This is a genomic window from Desulfovibrio sp. UIB00 (assembly GCF_022508225.1).
Lineage (GTDB): Bacteria > Desulfobacterota > Desulfovibrionia > Desulfovibrionales > Desulfovibrionaceae > Desulfovibrio.
In genome coordinates, this window is the sequence record NZ_JAETXJ010000008.1 from 150,911 (window position 1) to 166,557 (window position 15,647).

Below are 15,647 nucleotides of genomic sequence, written 5' to 3' on the forward strand. Positions count from 1 at the left end.
CGTATTACCGGTACGCGGCCCATGAAAAACATGGAAACACGCTTTGTCGGCCTTGTCAACGAATCGCCAAAAAAAAGTTGGTATTGCGTATCCTGGTGTTTAAAATAGGGCGCAAACCCGCAGTGAGAAAGGATGAAATGGAGATAGGCGAATGATTGGCAGGAGGTTGTGCAAAGAATCTCAAAATATGGTGATCATCGGATGTTCAATACATCACGCAGACACAACGGGCCTTGAAAAGATAAATAGTGGCACAGTGCATTGCTAACAATCAAATTGGTTGTTCAACCAACATTAAAATAGAAAACTATTGCTTGGAAAATACGTTCAGGCTGTAATTATTAGTGTCATACCAATTAGGGTGCTAAAGAGCCGCACAACGACAGCTTTTGCGTCAGTTGCACGGCTCTGAAATTGGCTAGGCTCCGCCCTCTGATGGCGGGGGCATCCAGTCTGGCGCGATATCTTCAAACGAAGTGTAGGGCGACATATACATAAGCTCTGCAACGCCCACCGGGCCGTTGCGCTGCTTGCCGATAATAATTTCGGCAATGCCCTGGGGCGGTCGGTCGGCGGGTTTTTGAAATTTGTATACGTCATCGCGGTATACAAACATGATAACGTCGGCGTCCTGCTCAATAGCGCCAGATTCGCGAAGGTCCGAAAGCATGGGGCGTTTGTCGCTGCGTTCTTCCACCTTGCGGTTAAGCTGCGAAAGCGCAACCACGGGTACGTTCATTTCCTTGGCAAGGCCTTTGAGCGAACGCGATATATCCGAAATTTCCAGTTCGCGCGAATCGGTGCGGCGGCTGGTACGCATGAGCTGCAGGTAGTCCACAACCACCATGCCAAGGCCTTTGTCCGCCTTGAGGCGACGGGCGCGGGCGCGCAGTTCCAACGTGGTGAGCGCCGGGGTGTCGTCAATAAATATGGGCGCACGGGCCACAACGTCCGCCGCGTCATAGAGGCGCTGCCAGTCTTCGTCTGTCAGAAGAGAAGGACGGCGCAATTTGGAAAGATCCACCTTGCCCCAAACTGCCAGCATGCGCTGCATGAGCTGTTCCTTGCTCATTTCGAGCGAAAAAACAGCCACAGGCACGTTCTGGCGCACGGCAGCGTTGATGGCCATGCACATGGAAAATGCCGTCTTGCCCATACTGGGGCGGGCCGCAACAATAATGAGATCTGAGGGTTGCAGACCAGCGGTCAGTTTGTCCAGGCGGGTATAGCCGGTGGTGACGCCTGTAATGACGTCCTTGGCATCGGCCAGCTTGGAAAGTTTGTCAAACACCCGTTCCAGCAGTTCTCGAGTGGGGGTAAAATCCTTGCCCGAGGTGCGCTGCGAAATGGAAAAAACCGCCTGTTCGGATTCGTCCAGCAGTTCGCCAACTTCGCGCGTGGCATCGTAACAGTTGACTATGATGCCGGAGCAGGCGTTGATCAGGCTGCGCTGCAAGGATTTGTCGCGGACTATGGTGGCGTAGTATTCCGCATTGGCGCCAGAAACAACGGCCTGCGCCAGCTCGCCCAGATAGACCGCGCCGCCAGCTTCTTCAAGGGCGTTCATGCTCTTGAGCTGTTCGGCGGTGGCAATAAGGTCGAGGGGGGCCGATTTGCGGTAAAGCTCTAGAAACGCCTTGTAGATGGTGGCGTGTGCGGGCAGATAAAAATCTTCGTCAGTGAGCTGGTCTGCGATGGAGTGCATGAGCTGGGGGCGCATGAAAACGCCGCCGAGCACAGCCTGTTCGGCTTCAACACTGTGGGGGGGCACACGCCGCAGAATGTCGGCCTCGGCCTTTTCCGCGCTGTGCGCGTTTGAAGAGCGAGACTGTCCATCCTTGTTGCGGCCCTGCCCAAAAGGCGAGCCCCCGGCCGCGTGGCCGGGGGCGGAATTGCTATCGTTGCGGGAAACCACGCAAACCCCTACTGGGCTGCCTCGGCTTCTTCAGCGGGAGCAGCAGGTGCGGGTTCTTCTTCGATGGGCTGATGGTCGGAAATGACCTTCACCGGCACCATGGCGATCACGCTGGCGTGCAGGCGCACGCGAACGGGATGTTCACCAAGGGTACGGATGGGGGCATCCATAAGGATGCGGCGGCGGTCAACTTCCACACCAAGGGCGGCAAGAGCGTCGCCGATGATGGTGGTGGTGACGGAGCCGTAAAGCTTGTCGTTGTCGCCCACGTGCATGGGGATAACAACTTCCAGGGCTTCCAGGCGGGCCTGGAGGGCCTGGGCGTCAGCGCGCACGGCATCCATGCGGGCCTGAAGCTTTTTGCGTTCCTGTTCAAAGCTCTTGAGGTTGGAAGGCGAAGCGACCATGGCCAGACCCTGCGGGAGCAGGAAATTGCGGCCATAACCAGCTTTCACTTCAACCACATCGCCAAGGCTGCCGAGATTTTCAACGTCGGCGCGAAGTATCAGTTTCATGTGCGCCTCCTTAAATGGTGCTCTTTTTCTTGACGCCGGAATCGTGCGTCGCGGTGTAGATGAGCAGGGCCATCTGGCGGGCGCGCTTGATTTCGCGGGTCAGCAGGCGCTGGTGATGTGCGCAGGTGCCGGTGATGCGGCGGGCAATGATCTTGCCGCGCTCGGTGATGAAGTCGCGCAGGATGTCGGCGCGCTTGTAATCCAGGGGCAGATCTTTATCTGCGCAGAAGCGGCAGAACTTGCGGCGCGGGGCAAATTTCTTCTTAAAAGCCATGTTAGGCAACCTCCCCGGCCACTTCGTCGGCCAACTTGACGGTCACAAACTTGAAGATGCCGTCGGTGATGCGAATGTTGCGTTCCAGCTCAGCGATAAGCTCAGCAGGAGCCTGGTACACCAGACGCACATAAAAGCCGCGCATCAGTTTGCGAACCGGGTAGGCGAGGTCGCGCATGCCCCAATTGTCCACTTCCACCATGACGCCCTTCTCACGCTCGATGATCGCGGTAAGGGCGGCAATGGTGCCCTCGCGAGTATCGGCGGAAAGCTCCGGGGAAAGGAGCAGCAGGGTTTCAAATTTCCGCATTGGTATTCTCCTTTTGGATTGGCAGCCCACGCCACACGGGGCGCGAGCAAGGAACGAGTCTTATACTTCCGGCAAATGGGCCTGTCAAGCCGAAATTTTCAGAAGGCCGAAAGCCTGCACTGCCAGGGTGATGCCGTGGGTTATGCGTACACGCGTGGGTTCATACCGCCAAAAAGGCAGAGCACTTCGTACGAAATGGTGCCCAGCGCGTCGGCGATGTCCTGCGGCGTCACCGCTTTTTGACCCGCCTCGGCGGGGCCGCCCACAAGCCATGCGGTGTCGCCCACGCGCACGAGCGGCAGATCGCTGACATCGGCCATGATCATGCCCATGCACACCCGGCCAACCTGGGGGGCGCGCCGTCCGTTGATGAGCATGGCGGCACGTGTTGAGAGCGCGCGGTTGAAAGCCGTGGCGTAGCCAATGGCAACAACCGCCACGGTGGCGGGCTTTTGCGCCGTAAACAGCCGACCATACGACACGCTGCGGCCCTCGGCTACCTGACGCACTTCGATAACGGGCGCGCTGACGCTCATGGCCCATTCCAAACCGAGCGCGGCGCCCTTGCCCTCCCACGAGGTCCCCGTAAAGGGATTGCCGCCGTAAAGCGAAATGCCGGGGCGGCATACCTCGAAATGCGCTTCGGGGCGGCCTATGGTGCCAGCCGTATTGCAGAGCGAGCGCTCAATATCCGGAAATGCCGCGCGCAGCGCGTCAGACATGGCGGTAAAGCGCTTGATCTGATCCTGCGAATAGGCTTCCTGTTCCGGCACGTCGGCGCAGGAAAAGTGCGATATGACCATGGCCGGGCAGATGCCCGGGATGTTGCGCAGGCGGTCGATGACCTGAGGCAGTTCTTCCTGCGAAAAGCCAAGGCGGCCCATGCCGGTTTCGCACTTTATGGCAACCCGCAGGGTGCGTCCGGCGTGGCAGTGGGCTGCGGCGCGCTCAAGCTGGTCAAAGTTGCCCACCACCGGGGTCAGTCCCTGCATGACGGCTCCCTGCCATTCCACATCGGTGAGAGCGCCCAGAAGCGGCACAATGGTTTGCCGCAGGCCAGCGTCGCGCAGGGCCATGCCTTCTGATACGGTTCCCACGGCAAAGCGCCGCGCGCCAGCGTCAGACAAAATCCGCGCCACAGGCACAAGGCCGTGGCCGTAGGCATCGGATTTGATGACCGGCATAAGCTTTTCAGCCTTGCCCATACGGCCAAAATTGCGGCGGATGGCGGCCAGATCGATGTGGCACAGCGATGGTGAAAACGTGCAGTCGCTCACAGGGAATTCCCTCATTTGAACTTTGCTGAAGGACATTCTGCGCGGTTTGTCCGCGCACCGCGCATGGCGGCAGCGAAGGGTCGCCGTCCCTTGCGGCCCCCCGGCGCAACGGCCCCGGCCATTGCGCGCAACACCCTTTAATGAAAGGGGGCAAGCTTAACAATATTGCCCCCAAGGCACAACAATTAGCCGTGCGGCATCCTCGCGCATTTGCCGCAAACCATAACTTTTTGAGCCGGAATCTGCGGATATCCGCTCACGATGCGGCGTGCTCCCCCTCTTGCGCAGTGCGGCGCTTGCGGCTACTCTGCGCGGCATGTCCCAATCCGTATTTACCATCGAACACACCGACGGCGCGGCCCGCGCCGGGGTGCTGCGCACGGCTCACGGCACTATCCCCACGCCTATCTTCATGCCCGTGGGAACCGTGGGCTCCGTCAAGGCGCTTGCCCCGGATGATCTGGCCGCCATTGGCGCGCCCATCATTCTGGGCAATACCTATCACCTTTATCTGCGCCCCGGCGATGAGCTTGTGCACAGGCGCGGGGGGCTGCACAAGTTCGCCTCCTGGCCCGGCTCCATCCTGACGGACAGCGGCGGTTTTCAGGTATTCAGCCTGAGTTCGCTGCGCAAGATCCGCGAGGAAGGCGTGGAGTTCCGCTCGCACCTCGACGGCTCAAAGCATCTGTTCACGCCTGAAAAGGTGCTGCAAATCCAGCGTAACCTGAATTCAGACATCATGATGGTGCTTGACGAATGCGTGCCCTTTGGCGCGGATTACGCCTATACGGAAAAATCCCTGGCCCTGACCACGCGCTGGGCCAAGCGCGCCATGGACGCCTATCCGCCCGGTTCGGCGCATAATCTGATGTTTGGCATCACGCAGGGCGGTTTTTACAAAGACCTGCGCGAGCGCTCGGTAAACGAACTGTGCGCTATGGATTTTGACGGCTTTGCCATTGGCGGGCTTTCGGTGGGCGAGCCGAAAGACAAGATGTACGACCTGCTCTACCACACAGCGCCCCTGCTGCCCGGTGAAAAGCCGCGCTACCTCATGGGCGTGGGGACGCCGCTGGACATTGCCACGGGCATCCATGCCGGGGTGGATATGTTCGACTGCGTGCTGCCCACCCGTAATGCGCGTAATGGCACGCTCTACACATCGCTTGGCAAGATCAACATCAAGCGGCGCGAATTTGCCGAGGATGACGGCCCCCTTGACCCCAACTGCCGTTGCTACGCCTGCCGCAATTTTTCGCGAGCCTATCTGCGGCATCTGTACGCCAGTCAGGAATTGCTGTCCTTCCGGCTCAATTCCCTTCACAACCTCACCTATTTTCTCGATCTGGCGCGCAACGCGCGTCAGGCCATCGTGGAAGGGCGCTATATGGATTTTCTGGCGAAAATCACAGCCCTGTATCCCGACGAAGCCGCCCGCGCCGCCGCTGGCTCGTAAGCGCAACAAATATCGTCCATATAAAGGGAAGGAGCTTTATGGTTTCTTCCCTTTTTTGTGGCAAGAATGCGCGTTCCTGTCAGCTGCCCTTCGCCATGTTCATGATCTGTTGCAGCAGTTCTGTAAGGTAAGGGATGTTCATGCTGATGATGCGGGCCAGTATCTTGTAAAGGACGGCTAAAACCAACGATGCGCCAATACTGAACCCCAGCCCTCTGGCAATGCCCGAAAGAAAGTTGAGCCAAAGGATCTTGCCGGTTTTTTGCGACAGGCGGACATATTCCGTGAGGCCTGCGTTGTCGAGGCGTTGCAGCAGGAGTTCGGCATCGGTCTGTCTGGCTTCAGGTCGCTTGTCCATTGATCCCCCTCGTGCGGAGTGCCGCTTGAGGCAGAGTCTATACGGTAAGCTCTCAAATCACAAAAACCCGTGATCCTGCGACCACGGGTTTGAAAATGTGTGTTGTGCTTTGCGGCAGATGCGGGGCATGCCCCAGCAGGGTCGCCCTCTATGCCTGAATGTGCTCAAGCCCGCATTCGCGCTGCTCGCGGCGGCGTACCAGCCAGAAGACAAGCAGCGATCCTGCCAGTTTGCTCAGACTCATGGTAATGACAGACCACGGTGTGGCAATGCCGATCATGCCCAGAAACACGATGCTGTCCAGCGGCGCGCCCACAAGGCTTGAAATGAGAATGCGCTGTGAAAAGGGACGGCGGGTAAAGGTGTATACCGCCCAATCGCCAAGTTCGCCCACGGCAAAGGCTGCGGCGCTGGCCAGCGCGAGCTGCGGGCTGGCCATGAACCAGCTGACCACGCAGCCCACCAGCATGCCCCAGAGTACATGATGCCCCACGCGGCGCTGCGCGTAATCGCGCACCACAAAAATAAAGCCGACGATGAGCGAAAGGGGAGCCCACATATCGCCATTGGGCAACTGAATGAGCGGGGTGACAGAAAAGGCGAAGTTAACGCCCACAATAAGTGCAATATAGGTAAATAGGCTGAACATGGGCGGGAGAGTAGGCATTGGCGCGCCTGTAGTCAAGGGTGGCTGTGGAATGCCCCGCTGTTTGGGACGTGGCAGAAATATAATATGATGGGCTGTCCGGCGACAGGGAAAATGCATGTGTTGCCCCGTGATCGATTTTTGCGCCCGGTTTTGCGGCTACGTCTGTCCCCTGTATCTGTCCGGTTTTGGGCCGGAGGATGGGTCGGGGCAATGCTGCGCGTCTTGACCCCGAAGCGCGGATGTGGGACAGAAAGCCAGTTATAGTATGTTTCTAGAGTAAAGTTTACTCTGACTGTGCCGGGCAGGTGCGCAAACCCACGCCCGCCCGAACGCGGAAGCGCAATTTCTTTGAGATGTTAGCCCGCATAGGGCGGCCTTTGTCGTGCCAATGCGCCCGCGCCCTGCAAAATTGCCAGAAAATTATCCGTCGAAGTTTGCGGCGGTAGAGGCTGGATGTTTCCAGCCGGGAGAAAGAATGTCGGATCAGAACTATCGTTGCGGCTGGGTCGCGCTTATGGGGCCGCCCAACGCGGGCAAATCCACCCTGCTGAACGCTTTGCTCGGCCAGAAGGTGACCATTGTCACCCCCAAGCCGCAGACCACGCGCAATCAGATTGTGGGCATCCTTACGGACGAGAAAGCCCAGGTTATTTTTATGGATACGCCGGGCCTTGCCCAGGTGCGCGGCCGGCTGAGCAAAACCATGCTCCAGGCCGTGTGGCAGAGCCTTGCCCAGGCCGAAGTCATCATGCCCGTGCTTGACGCCCACCTGTACATCCGCCATCCGGAATTTCTGGACCGCGACCTTGAGCCGCTGTCCAGGGCGCTTTCCAACGATGACCGGCCCATGGTCGTGGTGGTCAACAAGGTGGATCTGTTCTCGGACAAAAGCCGCATGCTGCCGCTTTTGACCCGTCTGAGCGAAATGTGGCCCAAGGCGGAAATTTTCCCCACTTCGGCCCTGAACCGGGACGGCCTGCCGGAACTGGCAAAACTTATCCGCTCCAAGCTGCCCGTTGCTCAGGCCCAGTTCCCCGAAGACCAGATTTCCACGGCCCCCATGCGTTTCATGACTGCGGAAATCGTGCGAGAAAAGCTGTTCCTGCATCTGCGCCAGGAAGTGCCTTATTCCGTGGCCGTGGATGTGGAAAACTGGGAGGAAGACGAAGAGCGTGGCCAGACTGTGATCCACGCGGTCATCTACGTGGGGCGGCCCATGCACAAGGCCATGGTTATTGGCCGTGCGGGCGCATCCATCAAGCAGATAGGCATTGAGGCCCGCAAGGAAATTCAGGATCTGGTGGGCGGCAAGGTGCATCTGGAGCTTTGGGTCAAGGTGCGCGAGCACTGGACAGAAGACGCCGCCTTCCTGCGCGAGATGGGCCTGATGGCGGAGTAGTCATGGGCGATACCTTGTTGCTCGAACGCTATGCGCGGGTGCTTGACCGCATTGACGCTGCCTGCGCATCGGCTGGTCGCTCCCGCGAAGGCGTGAGGCTTATTGCCGTTTCAAAGCTGCATCCGGCGGAATCCCTGGCCCAGGTGGCCGCCGCCGGGCAGATTGATTTTGGCGAAAATTACGTTCAGGAGGCCTTGCAGAAAAGGCAAGACCTGAGCGCAGACCCGGCCACAGCAGCTCAGTGCGCCGGGATCCGCTGGCACATGATCGGTCATGTGCAAAGCCGCAAGGCTCCGCTGGTGGCTGGGGCTTTCAATCTTGTGCATACCCTTGATTCCCGCAAGCTTGCGGACGCTTTTGAACGGCGTCTGGCGGAGGGCGGTGCGCGCCAGCCAGTGTTGCTTGAAGTAAATGTTGGTGGCGAATCGCAAAAATCCGGTGTGATGTCTGCAGATTTGCCGGAATTGGCCGATTATGTTCTTGAGCGTTGTCCGCACCTTGAGGTGCAGGGCCTCATGTGTCTGCCCCCGGTTTTTGACGCGGGCGATGCCGCGCGGCCCCATTTTGCAAGACTGCGTGAATTGCGCGATGCCTTGAGCACCCGCCTTGGCCTGCCCCTGCCCGAGCTTTCCATGGGTATGAGCGGCGATTTTGAAGGCGCTGTGGCCGAAGGGGCCACCATGGTGCGCATAGGTACGGATATTTTCGGGCCGCGTCCTGCCAAGGTGTGAACAGCTTTGGCACAAAGTCTGCTATATGCCATGCAGACCTGAATGACTTGAGCGGTTCGCATTCATGACCCCACAATAGCGGTGGAGTACGTATGGCGGCCAAAGAAAAAGAATCAAAGGCCCTGCCGGAAGGGCAGGCTGAAAACCCCAAGAAGGGCTCCAAGGCCAAGCGCATCGTCATTATTTTGGCGATATTGCTTATCACTCTGAGTGGCGCTGGCATTGGGGGCTATTGGTGGTTTTTTATGCGTACGCCGTCTTCGGCAAATTCTGCGCCCGCTGAGGCTGCATCTGCTGATGCCGCAGGCAAGGGCGCGGCGGGCCAGACAGGCGCGGGCGGTTCCGGCGGTGCCAACGGCGGTGCGTCCGGCCATGCCGGGGCAGGCGGTTCTGGCGGCGCTGGAGGCGCGGGTGACGGGCGCATTGAACGGCAGGGCGATCTGCCGCGCAGCAGTGGTCAGGTTTTGCCATTGCCGCCCATAACCGTGAATATTTCCGACCCCTCGGGGCGGCGGTACCTCAAGCTGGGCATGGAGGTCGAGGTCAATGCGGACGTTGCCGCCGCGTTGCAGGCCAACAATCCGCGTATCCGCGATGCCATCATCATGCTGCTGGCGGGCAAGACGTTTAATGATATCTCCACGCCTGACGGCAAGGTGCTGTTGAAGGCGGAAGTGGCCGCGCGGCTGAACCAGATTCTGGGCGCGCAAAGGGTCATACGCGTATATTTTACCGATTTTGTAGTGGAGTAGCGCGGGAAGCTCTGCCTCTGGCAGCTGATTTTTGTGCGGACGCGGTTTCAGATAGAGGCTTTTGGCAGCCATGCCCGGTGCGGGGCGCGCTGTTGCCGCGATGCCGCCCGAATTTCGGGTGAGCATGTTGGAATAGAGAATGAGGTGACGTATGTCGCAGGAAGATCAGGAAGCCTTGGCGGCCCAGTGGGCCGCGCAACTGGAAGATGAAGCCAATGCGGCAGAATCTGCTGCGCCTGCTGCACCCGCTGCGCCTGCTGCTGATGCTGCGCCTGGTGGTGCGGCTGGCAGCGGTTTGGATGAAGAAGCTCTGGCGGCTCAGTGGGCTGAATCGCTGGCCCAGGATGAGGAAGACAAGGGGCCGACCTCCTTTGGCGGCGCTGGTGCAGGGCTTGGCGGTCATGCGGTAGACGCGCATTTTCAGGACATGACGGAAATGGCCCGTCAGCCCAAGGACAACAAGCTCAAGCGGGAACTGGATTTTATTCTGGATATTCCGCTGGATGTGTCCGCCGAACTTGGGCGCACCCGTCTGCTTATCAACGAACTGCTGCAGCTTGGGCAGGGTTCTGTGGTGGAGCTGAACAAGCTGGCTGGCGAACCGCTGGAAGTATTTGTGAACGGTAAGCTGGTGGCGCGCGGCGAAGCCGTGGTCATCAACGAAAAGTTCGGCGTGCGCCTCACCGACATCATCAGCCCCATTGAAAGGGTGAAGCAGCTTGGCTAGCCTGCCCCTACTGCTGGCCGCCGCCGAAGGCGGCCTTTCGGGCAGCGCGGTACGCGGCGTGGTCACTTCTGGCGCGCAAGGATCCGCGCCAGCGGTGCCGCCGGGGCTGGAACAGACCGTGGCTGCCGCTGCCGAGCAGATGCTCCGTGGGCTGGATATGGCCGCGCAGGCCGCGCAAAGCGTGGGCATTGCTACGGAACAGGCCGCTGCCTCGCTGGCGGAACCGGCTTCAACGCTGGGACAGTCGTCCTTTTCTTGGAGTAGCTATATTCAGGCCGTGGGTATTCTGTTTTTGCTGGTGGCCGTGCTGTGGCTGGCCGTATGGCTGGCGCGGCGTTTCGGCAAGTTCAATTTTCTGCCGCGTCCGGGGGCGCTGCCGCGCGATGCCCTGGTCATGGAGGCCCAGCTTCCGCTTGGGCCGCGTAAAGGCTTGATGGTGGTACGCTTTTTGAATAGAAGGTTGCTGCTGGGCGTTACCGACCAGCAGATTACCCTTCTGACAGAGGAGCAGGCACAGCATGAGCCAGAAAACGCCGATTTCAAACAGATCATGGAAGAAGCCCGTCGCGGCGCTGGCGGCAGCTAGCCTCTTCATCCTCCTCATGCCGGTTCTGGCCCTTGCGGCTCAGGATCTGGCCATGCCCACAATGCAGCTCACTCTGGCTGGTGGGGCGCAATCGCCGGAAAAGGTCTCGGTGCTGCTGGAAATTCTTTTCCTGCTCACCGTGCTTTCCGTTGCCCCGGCCATCATGCTCACTGTTACAAGTTTTACCCGCATCATCATTGTTTTCAGCTTTCTGCGGCAGGCCATGGGCGTGCAGCAGTTGCCCCCCACCCAGATTCTTGCCAGCCTTGCCATTTTTATGACGGTGGTCATCATGTATCCCGTGGGCAAGCAGATCAATGATAACGCCCTGCAGCCCTATCTGGCCGAGCAGATCGACTACAAGGTGGCGCTTGACAGGGCGCAGGCCCCTTTGCGCACTTTTATGTTCAAGCATACGCGCGAAAAAGATCTCTCTGTTTTTTATTCCATCAGTAAGATGGAAGCGCCGCGCAGCAAGGAGGAAGTGCCCACCATGCTGCTGGCCGCCGCCTATGTCATCAGCGAGCTTAAAACCGCCTTTACCATCGGCTTTCTCATCTACATTCCTTTTCTGGTGCTGGATATGGTCATCTCCAGCGTGCTGCTTGCCATGGGCATGATGATGCTGCCGCCCATGATGGTGTCCATGCCCTTCAAGTTGCTGCTTTTTGTCATGGTGGACGGCTGGAATCTGCTGGTTGGCTCGTTGGTGAACAGTTTTCTGCTCTGACCGACGCTCTGCGTTCAGCTTTGGCCCGGTTTTTGCCTATGGGTTGGAAAGATTCGCACACCGTCAATTTTCAGGAGTCACCCATGTCCCCAGATTTCGTCATCGGTTTCGGTCGGCAGGCCATTGAACTTTGCTTGATGATGTCCTTGCCCATGCTTGGTGTGGGCCTTGGTGTGGGCGTGGTAGTGAGCATTATTCAGGCGGCAACCCAGATTCAGGAAATGACGCTGACCTTCATCCCCAAGGTCGTGTGCATGTTTCTGGCTCTGCTTATGGCCCTGCCCTGGCTCATGGAGCGCATGATTACCTTTACCCGCGACGTGTTCATCAATATTCCCACCTATATCCGGTAAAGACTGCCTCTCGGGTCGCCCTTATCGGCGCGCACAACCCGCTCCGCCATCCGCGCATTCTTGCGCAGCACTGGCATGGGGCGGGTTTTTTGCGTTCAACGATGGTTTGCCAATTTGCGCAGATGTAACGCTCCAAGGGGGCGCATTATGTTGTTTAGGGTGTTTTGATTCTGATATGAGCAACAGCATAACTGTATTTTGCGCAGTTGGTTTGCTATTTGTGATGTATAAAATCTATCTAATAAATATCTAGAGAAAGTTTAGGGTTGTTTTGTTTGTAATAAAAAAGGAAGTGTGGTTGCACTTCCTTTTTTATGCTGTCAAGAGCTTGTCTGAACTGCGCAAAAAGGGCCTATTGTGTTGGCGTGCTTTTTGCTTTGGGATTTGCTGAGCAGAAATTGCCCTACGATGCAGAATTTTTTGCCTTGTGCGCTGCGGCAAGGCCCAGCAGTACGGCTCCGGCTTGCGCCACGTTGAGCGAGTCAAAGGAGCGGGCAAGCGGAATACGCAGCATGTGCGCGCACCGCTTGGCAACTCCGGGCCGAAGGCCTTTGTCCTCATTGCCCAGAACCAGCACGGCAGGCAACTGCATGGGGTCATCAAAGGCATTGAGGCTTGATGGGCCATCACCGCCTGCGCCGTAAATGGTCAGGCCAGCTTCTTCGGCGCTGTCCAGGGCGTGCCCCAGATTGGTGACGCGGGTCACGGGCAGTTTTTCCAGTGCGCCCGCAGCGGCCCTGCGGGCTGCGGGGCCAAGGTAGGCGCTGTTGTGCTGGGGCAGAATGATGCCCGCACCGCCCAGCGCATAGAGGGTGCGGCAGATTGTGCCCACGTTGCCGGGGTCTTGTACCTGGTCTAGGGCCACAATGAGGGGCAGGGGGGCATCGGCTGCCGCAGTCAGCAGGTCGGCAAGTTCGGTAAAGCCGGTGGCGGCCAGACGGGCCACAACGCCCTGATGGGAAACGCCGTCACGGCCTTGACGCCCCTGGGCAGTTTGACCGCCAGCGCCACGGCACAGGCGGTCAAGAGCCACCTGGTCTACCAGACTGAAGCGCACGTTGTGCTGACGGCAAAGGTTCAGCACTTCCTGCGCATCGGGGCCACGCAGGCCTTTTTTGCAGAAGACGCAGTCGATGCGCTGGGGCTCGCTGGCAAGCAGTTCCAGCACAGGCTTGAGGCCCGGCAGCAGCGGGGCTTGTTCAGTTTCATTATGCATATGCGCCTCCGGGCTGTGTGCATTGGCCGCCGTGCGGCCTGAGTGATGGGAGAGGATTGTGCGGGCAAGAACCCGCTAGAAATATTTATGCGATATGCTGCGCGGTTGCGCACGTGTGTGGGCTTTTGCCAGTCCATGCCGTGGCTTCGCGCACGGGGAAGGAACAGTCAGCCCTTGGCGGCTGTGTACGCATCTTCCCGGCAGATGGCAAGCCGGGGCGGCAAAAGGGGAGGGAACAATGGTTGCAGCATCGAACAGGAACGGATCGGCAATGGCAAGACTGTTTTTTCTGGCTGTTGTCTGCTGTCTGCTGCTTGCCGGGGGCTGCGCCTCACGGCAGGGCAGCGACCCCGGAGGGGGATTGTCGATGTCTGTGCCGGAAGAAGACACCTCACCGCCGCTGACGGCCAGTGAAACCGCCGCTCTCAACACCACCGGGCAGGTGGACAGAAACATCCCCGAAAGCGCAATGGCGGACGTGACGCGCCAGTACAAATACTTTTTGCGCAAGGGCCGCCCCACCATGAGCGCATCATCAAAAAGGGCGGAGCAGTTTCTTGCCTATGCCAAGCGCGTGTTCCGCTCGCGAGGCATGCCCGAAGATCTGGCCTATCTTGCGATTGTGGAAAGCGGTTATCGTAGCGAGGTACGCTCCCCTGCCGGGGCCGCCGGAGCATGGCAGTTCATGCCTTATACCGGGCAAAAGTATGGTCTGAATCAGGACTGGTGGACGGACGAGCGGCTTGATCCCTTCAAATCCACCGAGGCGGCGGCGGACTACCTGCAAAAACTCTATGGCGATTTTGGCGACTGGCCCACAGCTATTGCGGCCTACAACGCCGGAGAAGGCAAGATTGGGCGCGCCAAGCAGGGCACGGGCGGGCGTGACTTTTTTGAAATCAAGTCGCGCAACCATATGCTGGACGACAAGGCGCAGCTGCGCGATGAAACCAAGCAGTATGTGCCGCGCTATCTGGCTGTGACCAAGATCATGCGCAACCTTCCCCAGCTTGGCTTTGATCCCATCCATCCCGACAATGCACCAGGCGTGCTGCGCCTGACCGCCAAACCCGGCACAGATCTGGCGGGCGTGGCCCACGCCTGCCGCATGGGCATGGACGAGTTTTCGGCCTTCAACCGACATCACAAGCGCCCCATGACCGACACCAGCCGCACAACATATATATATGTACCGGCAAGCCGCGAGCGTGCGGCTCAGGCATTTCTGTCTTCATCCCAGTGCGCACCCTATGCGGGCTGGGCACCAAGCACTGTGGCCTCCAGTGCAGACTCATGGGACAAAATCAGCCGTCGGTGCGGTGTGCCTGTGGCTTCGCTGCGGGCTGCCAACCCAGGCAATCCCTATTTGAAAGCTGGCGAAACTGTGCTGGTTCCGCGCTCGGTGAACATGTCTGCCCAGGCGGTGGCGGCTCTGGATGCCAAACCGGCTAAGGGGCAGGCCAAGGCGGGCAAGTCCGGCAATGAGGCTGCCAGCCGGGAACCGCAGGCATCCTCTGCACGGGTGATTGCCGCCAATGATGGGCCAAAGCATACCCTGCGGTCGGACGAAACACTCACCTCTGTGGCCCGCAAATATGGTGTGAGCGTGCAGGATCTCCAGCAGAGCAATGGTATTTCTGATCCGCACAAGGTGCATGCAGGCGCTGTGCTGCGCATCCCGGCACAGGGGGGCGGTCAGAGCAGCGGGCAGGCTGTGCCCGCAGTTGGGCGGCCAGTGGCTGCCGGGCCTGATGGGCGTCTTGGCAAGGATCGTGATAAGGACAAGTCTGCCAAAGCAGCCAAAGCCAGCAAAACTACCTACACCGTACAGGCCAACGATACCTTGTGGAAGATAGCCCGCACCTACAATGTGAGTGTGGATGATCTGAAGCGCTGGAACAGCGTGGACGAAAAGAACCTGCGCACGGGCGCGCGTCTTGTTGTGGAACAGTAGACTGAAAGCCGCACTGTTAGCCAGTTTGCGCAGATATGGATGGATTGTTTTGTAAAAAATTGCATTTGTTGCTTGACTTGCGGGGGGCTTTAAGGCAATCTCCCCCTTCGCGACAAGGGAAAACGGTTAAGGGAAACGCAAGCGAAAAGAATTTTCGCGGAAACGAAAATAACGGTTGACTCCTGAAGCGAAGGGGAGCATAACCGCTCCTCGCGATTGAAGAAAACGACTTGGCTTCACGGTGAAACGAAAGTTTCACGAAATGAAAAAAAGTTGTTGACTTCGAAGGCAAGGGGGAGCATAAACGCTCCTCGCGATTGAAGAAAACGACTGGCTTCACGGCGAAACGAAAGTTTCACGAAATGAAAAAAAAGTTGTTGACTTCGAAAGCAAAGGGGAGCATAAACGCTCCTCGCGCCTTGAGAAAAACGACTGACGGTCGCCG

At 58.6% G+C, this 15,647-nt stretch carries 18 protein-coding genes; 9 read left to right on the forward strand and 9 right to left on the reverse strand.

All coding sequences use genetic code 11. From position 1 onward, the window contains the following. Positions 1-418: 418 nt before the first annotated feature. The 5 genes from dnaB to alr form a co-directional block, all read right to left on the reverse strand. Complete coding sequence (gene dnaB / locus JMF94_RS12705) at positions 419-1,780, reverse strand: replicative DNA helicase (RefSeq protein WP_276612925.1); 1,362 nt, start codon at positions 1,778-1,780, stop codon at positions 419-421. 143 nt (positions 1,781-1,923) lie between these two features. Next, positions 1,924-2,430 (reverse strand): 50S ribosomal protein L9, encoded by a 507-nt coding sequence (rplI, locus tag JMF94_RS12710; RefSeq protein ID WP_192112797.1) that lies wholly within the window; start codon positions 2,428-2,430, stop codon positions 1,924-1,926. Between the two features lie 10 nt (positions 2,431-2,440). Continuing rightward, the gene (rpsR, locus tag JMF94_RS12715) at positions 2,441-2,704 is read right to left on the reverse strand and encodes a 30S ribosomal protein S18 (RefSeq protein WP_022659828.1); all 264 of its coding nucleotides are present in this window, start codon (positions 2,702-2,704) and stop codon (positions 2,441-2,443) included. Position 2,705: 1 nt separating this feature from the next. After that, positions 2,706-3,014, reverse strand: coding sequence for a 30S ribosomal protein S6 (rpsF, locus tag JMF94_RS12720; RefSeq protein ID WP_240825515.1), 309 nt, complete (start codon positions 3,012-3,014; stop codon positions 2,706-2,708). 140 nt (positions 3,015-3,154) lie between these two features. Further along, positions 3,155-4,306 (reverse strand): alanine racemase, encoded by a 1,152-nt coding sequence (gene alr, locus JMF94_RS12725; RefSeq protein ID WP_240825516.1) that lies wholly within the window; start codon positions 4,304-4,306, stop codon positions 3,155-3,157. Between the two features lie 301 nt (positions 4,307-4,607). Between alr and tgt the strand changes: the two genes are divergently transcribed. After that, a complete protein-coding gene (gene tgt / locus JMF94_RS12730; RefSeq protein ID WP_240825517.1) occupies positions 4,608-5,747 on the forward strand; it encodes a tRNA guanosine(34) transglycosylase Tgt in 1,140 nt (379 codons plus the stop codon). A gap of 79 nt (positions 5,748-5,826) precedes the next feature. On the opposite strand, the gene JMF94_RS12735 is transcribed toward tgt, so the two are convergent. Together JMF94_RS12735 and JMF94_RS12740 are read right to left on the reverse strand one after the other, a co-directional pair. Then, positions 5,827-6,105, reverse strand: coding sequence for a DUF5665 domain-containing protein (locus JMF94_RS12735; RefSeq protein WP_240825518.1), 279 nt, complete (start codon positions 6,103-6,105; stop codon positions 5,827-5,829). A 148-nt stretch (positions 6,106-6,253) separates the two neighbouring features. Then, positions 6,254-6,772, reverse strand: coding sequence for a VUT family protein (locus JMF94_RS12740; RefSeq protein ID WP_192112801.1), 519 nt, complete (start codon positions 6,770-6,772; stop codon positions 6,254-6,256). 457 nt (positions 6,773-7,229) lie between these two features. Here JMF94_RS12740 and era point away from each other — a divergent pair, with 457 nt between their 5' ends. From era to fliQ, 7 genes are all read left to right on the forward strand, one after another. Then, the gene (era, locus tag JMF94_RS12745; protein ID WP_240825519.1) at positions 7,230-8,153 is read left to right on the forward strand and encodes a GTPase Era; all 924 of its coding nucleotides are present in this window, start codon (positions 7,230-7,232) and stop codon (positions 8,151-8,153) included. Between the two features lie 2 nt (positions 8,154-8,155). Further along, positions 8,156-8,884, forward strand: coding sequence for a YggS family pyridoxal phosphate-dependent enzyme (locus JMF94_RS12750; RefSeq protein ID WP_240825521.1), 729 nt, complete (start codon positions 8,156-8,158; stop codon positions 8,882-8,884). A 92-nt stretch (positions 8,885-8,976) separates the two neighbouring features. Next, the gene (locus JMF94_RS12755; RefSeq protein WP_240825522.1) at positions 8,977-9,636 is read left to right on the forward strand and encodes a flagellar basal body-associated FliL family protein; all 660 of its coding nucleotides are present in this window, start codon (positions 8,977-8,979) and stop codon (positions 9,634-9,636) included. A 151-nt stretch (positions 9,637-9,787) separates the two neighbouring features. Further along, positions 9,788-10,363, forward strand: coding sequence for a flagellar motor switch protein FliN (gene fliN / locus JMF94_RS12760; RefSeq protein ID WP_240825523.1), 576 nt, complete (start codon positions 9,788-9,790; stop codon positions 10,361-10,363). Beyond that, positions 10,356-10,949, forward strand: coding sequence for a flagellar biosynthetic protein FliO (gene fliO / locus JMF94_RS12765; protein WP_240825524.1), 594 nt, complete (start codon positions 10,356-10,358; stop codon positions 10,947-10,949). The genes fliN and fliO overlap by 8 nt, the downstream gene beginning before the upstream one ends. Positions 10,950-10,965: 16 nt before the next feature. Next, positions 10,966-11,679: a flagellar type III secretion system pore protein FliP gene (fliP, locus tag JMF94_RS12770; protein ID WP_022659839.1), complete on the forward strand. Its 714-nt coding sequence runs from the start codon at positions 10,966-10,968 to the stop codon at positions 11,677-11,679. Positions 11,680-11,762: 83 nt separating this feature from the next. Beyond that, positions 11,763-12,032, forward strand: coding sequence for a flagellar biosynthesis protein FliQ (gene fliQ, locus JMF94_RS12775; protein WP_240825525.1), 270 nt, complete (start codon positions 11,763-11,765; stop codon positions 12,030-12,032). A gap of 403 nt (positions 12,033-12,435) precedes the next feature. Here the strand turns inward: fliQ and JMF94_RS12780 are convergent, their stop codons facing one another. Next, the gene (locus JMF94_RS12780) at positions 12,436-13,248 is read right to left on the reverse strand and encodes an RNA methyltransferase (protein WP_240825527.1); all 813 of its coding nucleotides are present in this window, start codon (positions 13,246-13,248) and stop codon (positions 12,436-12,438) included. Between the two features lie 271 nt (positions 13,249-13,519). Here JMF94_RS12780 and JMF94_RS12785 point away from each other — a divergent pair, with 271 nt between their 5' ends. Further along, positions 13,520-15,202, forward strand: a complete 1,683-nt coding sequence (locus JMF94_RS12785; RefSeq protein WP_240825529.1) for a lytic transglycosylase domain-containing protein — start codon at positions 13,520-13,522, stop codon at positions 15,200-15,202. Positions 15,203-15,438: 236 nt separating this feature from the next. Here the strand turns inward: JMF94_RS12785 and JMF94_RS12790 are convergent. Continuing rightward, the coding region (locus tag JMF94_RS12790; RefSeq protein ID WP_240825530.1) for a hypothetical protein at positions 15,439-15,647 on the reverse strand (209 nt) is incomplete at its 5' end.

Coding starts and splice junctions, on each gene's coding strand:
- rplI (WP_192112797.1), bottom strand. CDS start 2,430: ATGAAACTGATACTTCGCGCCGACGTTGAAAATCTCGGCAGCCTTGGC.
- rpsR (WP_022659828.1), bottom strand. CDS start 2,704: ATGGCTTTTAAGAAGAAATTTGCCCCGCGCCGCAAGTTCTGCCGCTTC.
- rpsF (WP_240825515.1), bottom strand. CDS start 3,014: ATGCGGAAATTTGAAACCCTGCTGCTCCTTTCCCCGGAGCTTTCCGCC.
- alr (WP_240825516.1), bottom strand. CDS start 4,306: ATGAGGGAATTCCCTGTGAGCGACTGCACGTTTTCACCATCGCTGTGC.
- tgt (WP_240825517.1), top strand. CDS start 4,608: ATGTCCCAATCCGTATTTACCATCGAACACACCGACGGCGCGGCCCGC.
- JMF94_RS12735 (WP_240825518.1), bottom strand. CDS start 6,105: ATGGACAAGCGACCTGAAGCCAGACAGACCGATGCCGAACTCCTGCTG.
- JMF94_RS12740 (WP_192112801.1), bottom strand. CDS start 6,772: ATGCCTACTCTCCCGCCCATGTTCAGCCTATTTACCTATATTGCACTT.
- era (WP_240825519.1), top strand. CDS start 7,230: ATGTCGGATCAGAACTATCGTTGCGGCTGGGTCGCGCTTATGGGGCCG.
- JMF94_RS12750 (WP_240825521.1), top strand. CDS start 8,156: ATGGGCGATACCTTGTTGCTCGAACGCTATGCGCGGGTGCTTGACCGC.
- JMF94_RS12755 (WP_240825522.1), top strand. CDS start 8,977: ATGGCGGCCAAAGAAAAAGAATCAAAGGCCCTGCCGGAAGGGCAGGCT.
- fliN (WP_240825523.1), top strand. CDS start 9,788: ATGTCGCAGGAAGATCAGGAAGCCTTGGCGGCCCAGTGGGCCGCGCAA.
- fliP (WP_022659839.1), top strand. CDS start 10,966: ATGCCGGTTCTGGCCCTTGCGGCTCAGGATCTGGCCATGCCCACAATG.
- fliQ (WP_240825525.1), top strand. CDS start 11,763: ATGTCCCCAGATTTCGTCATCGGTTTCGGTCGGCAGGCCATTGAACTT.
- JMF94_RS12780 (WP_240825527.1), bottom strand. CDS start 13,248: ATGCATAATGAAACTGAACAAGCCCCGCTGCTGCCGGGCCTCAAGCCT.
- JMF94_RS12785 (WP_240825529.1), top strand. CDS start 13,520: ATGGCAAGACTGTTTTTTCTGGCTGTTGTCTGCTGTCTGCTGCTTGCC.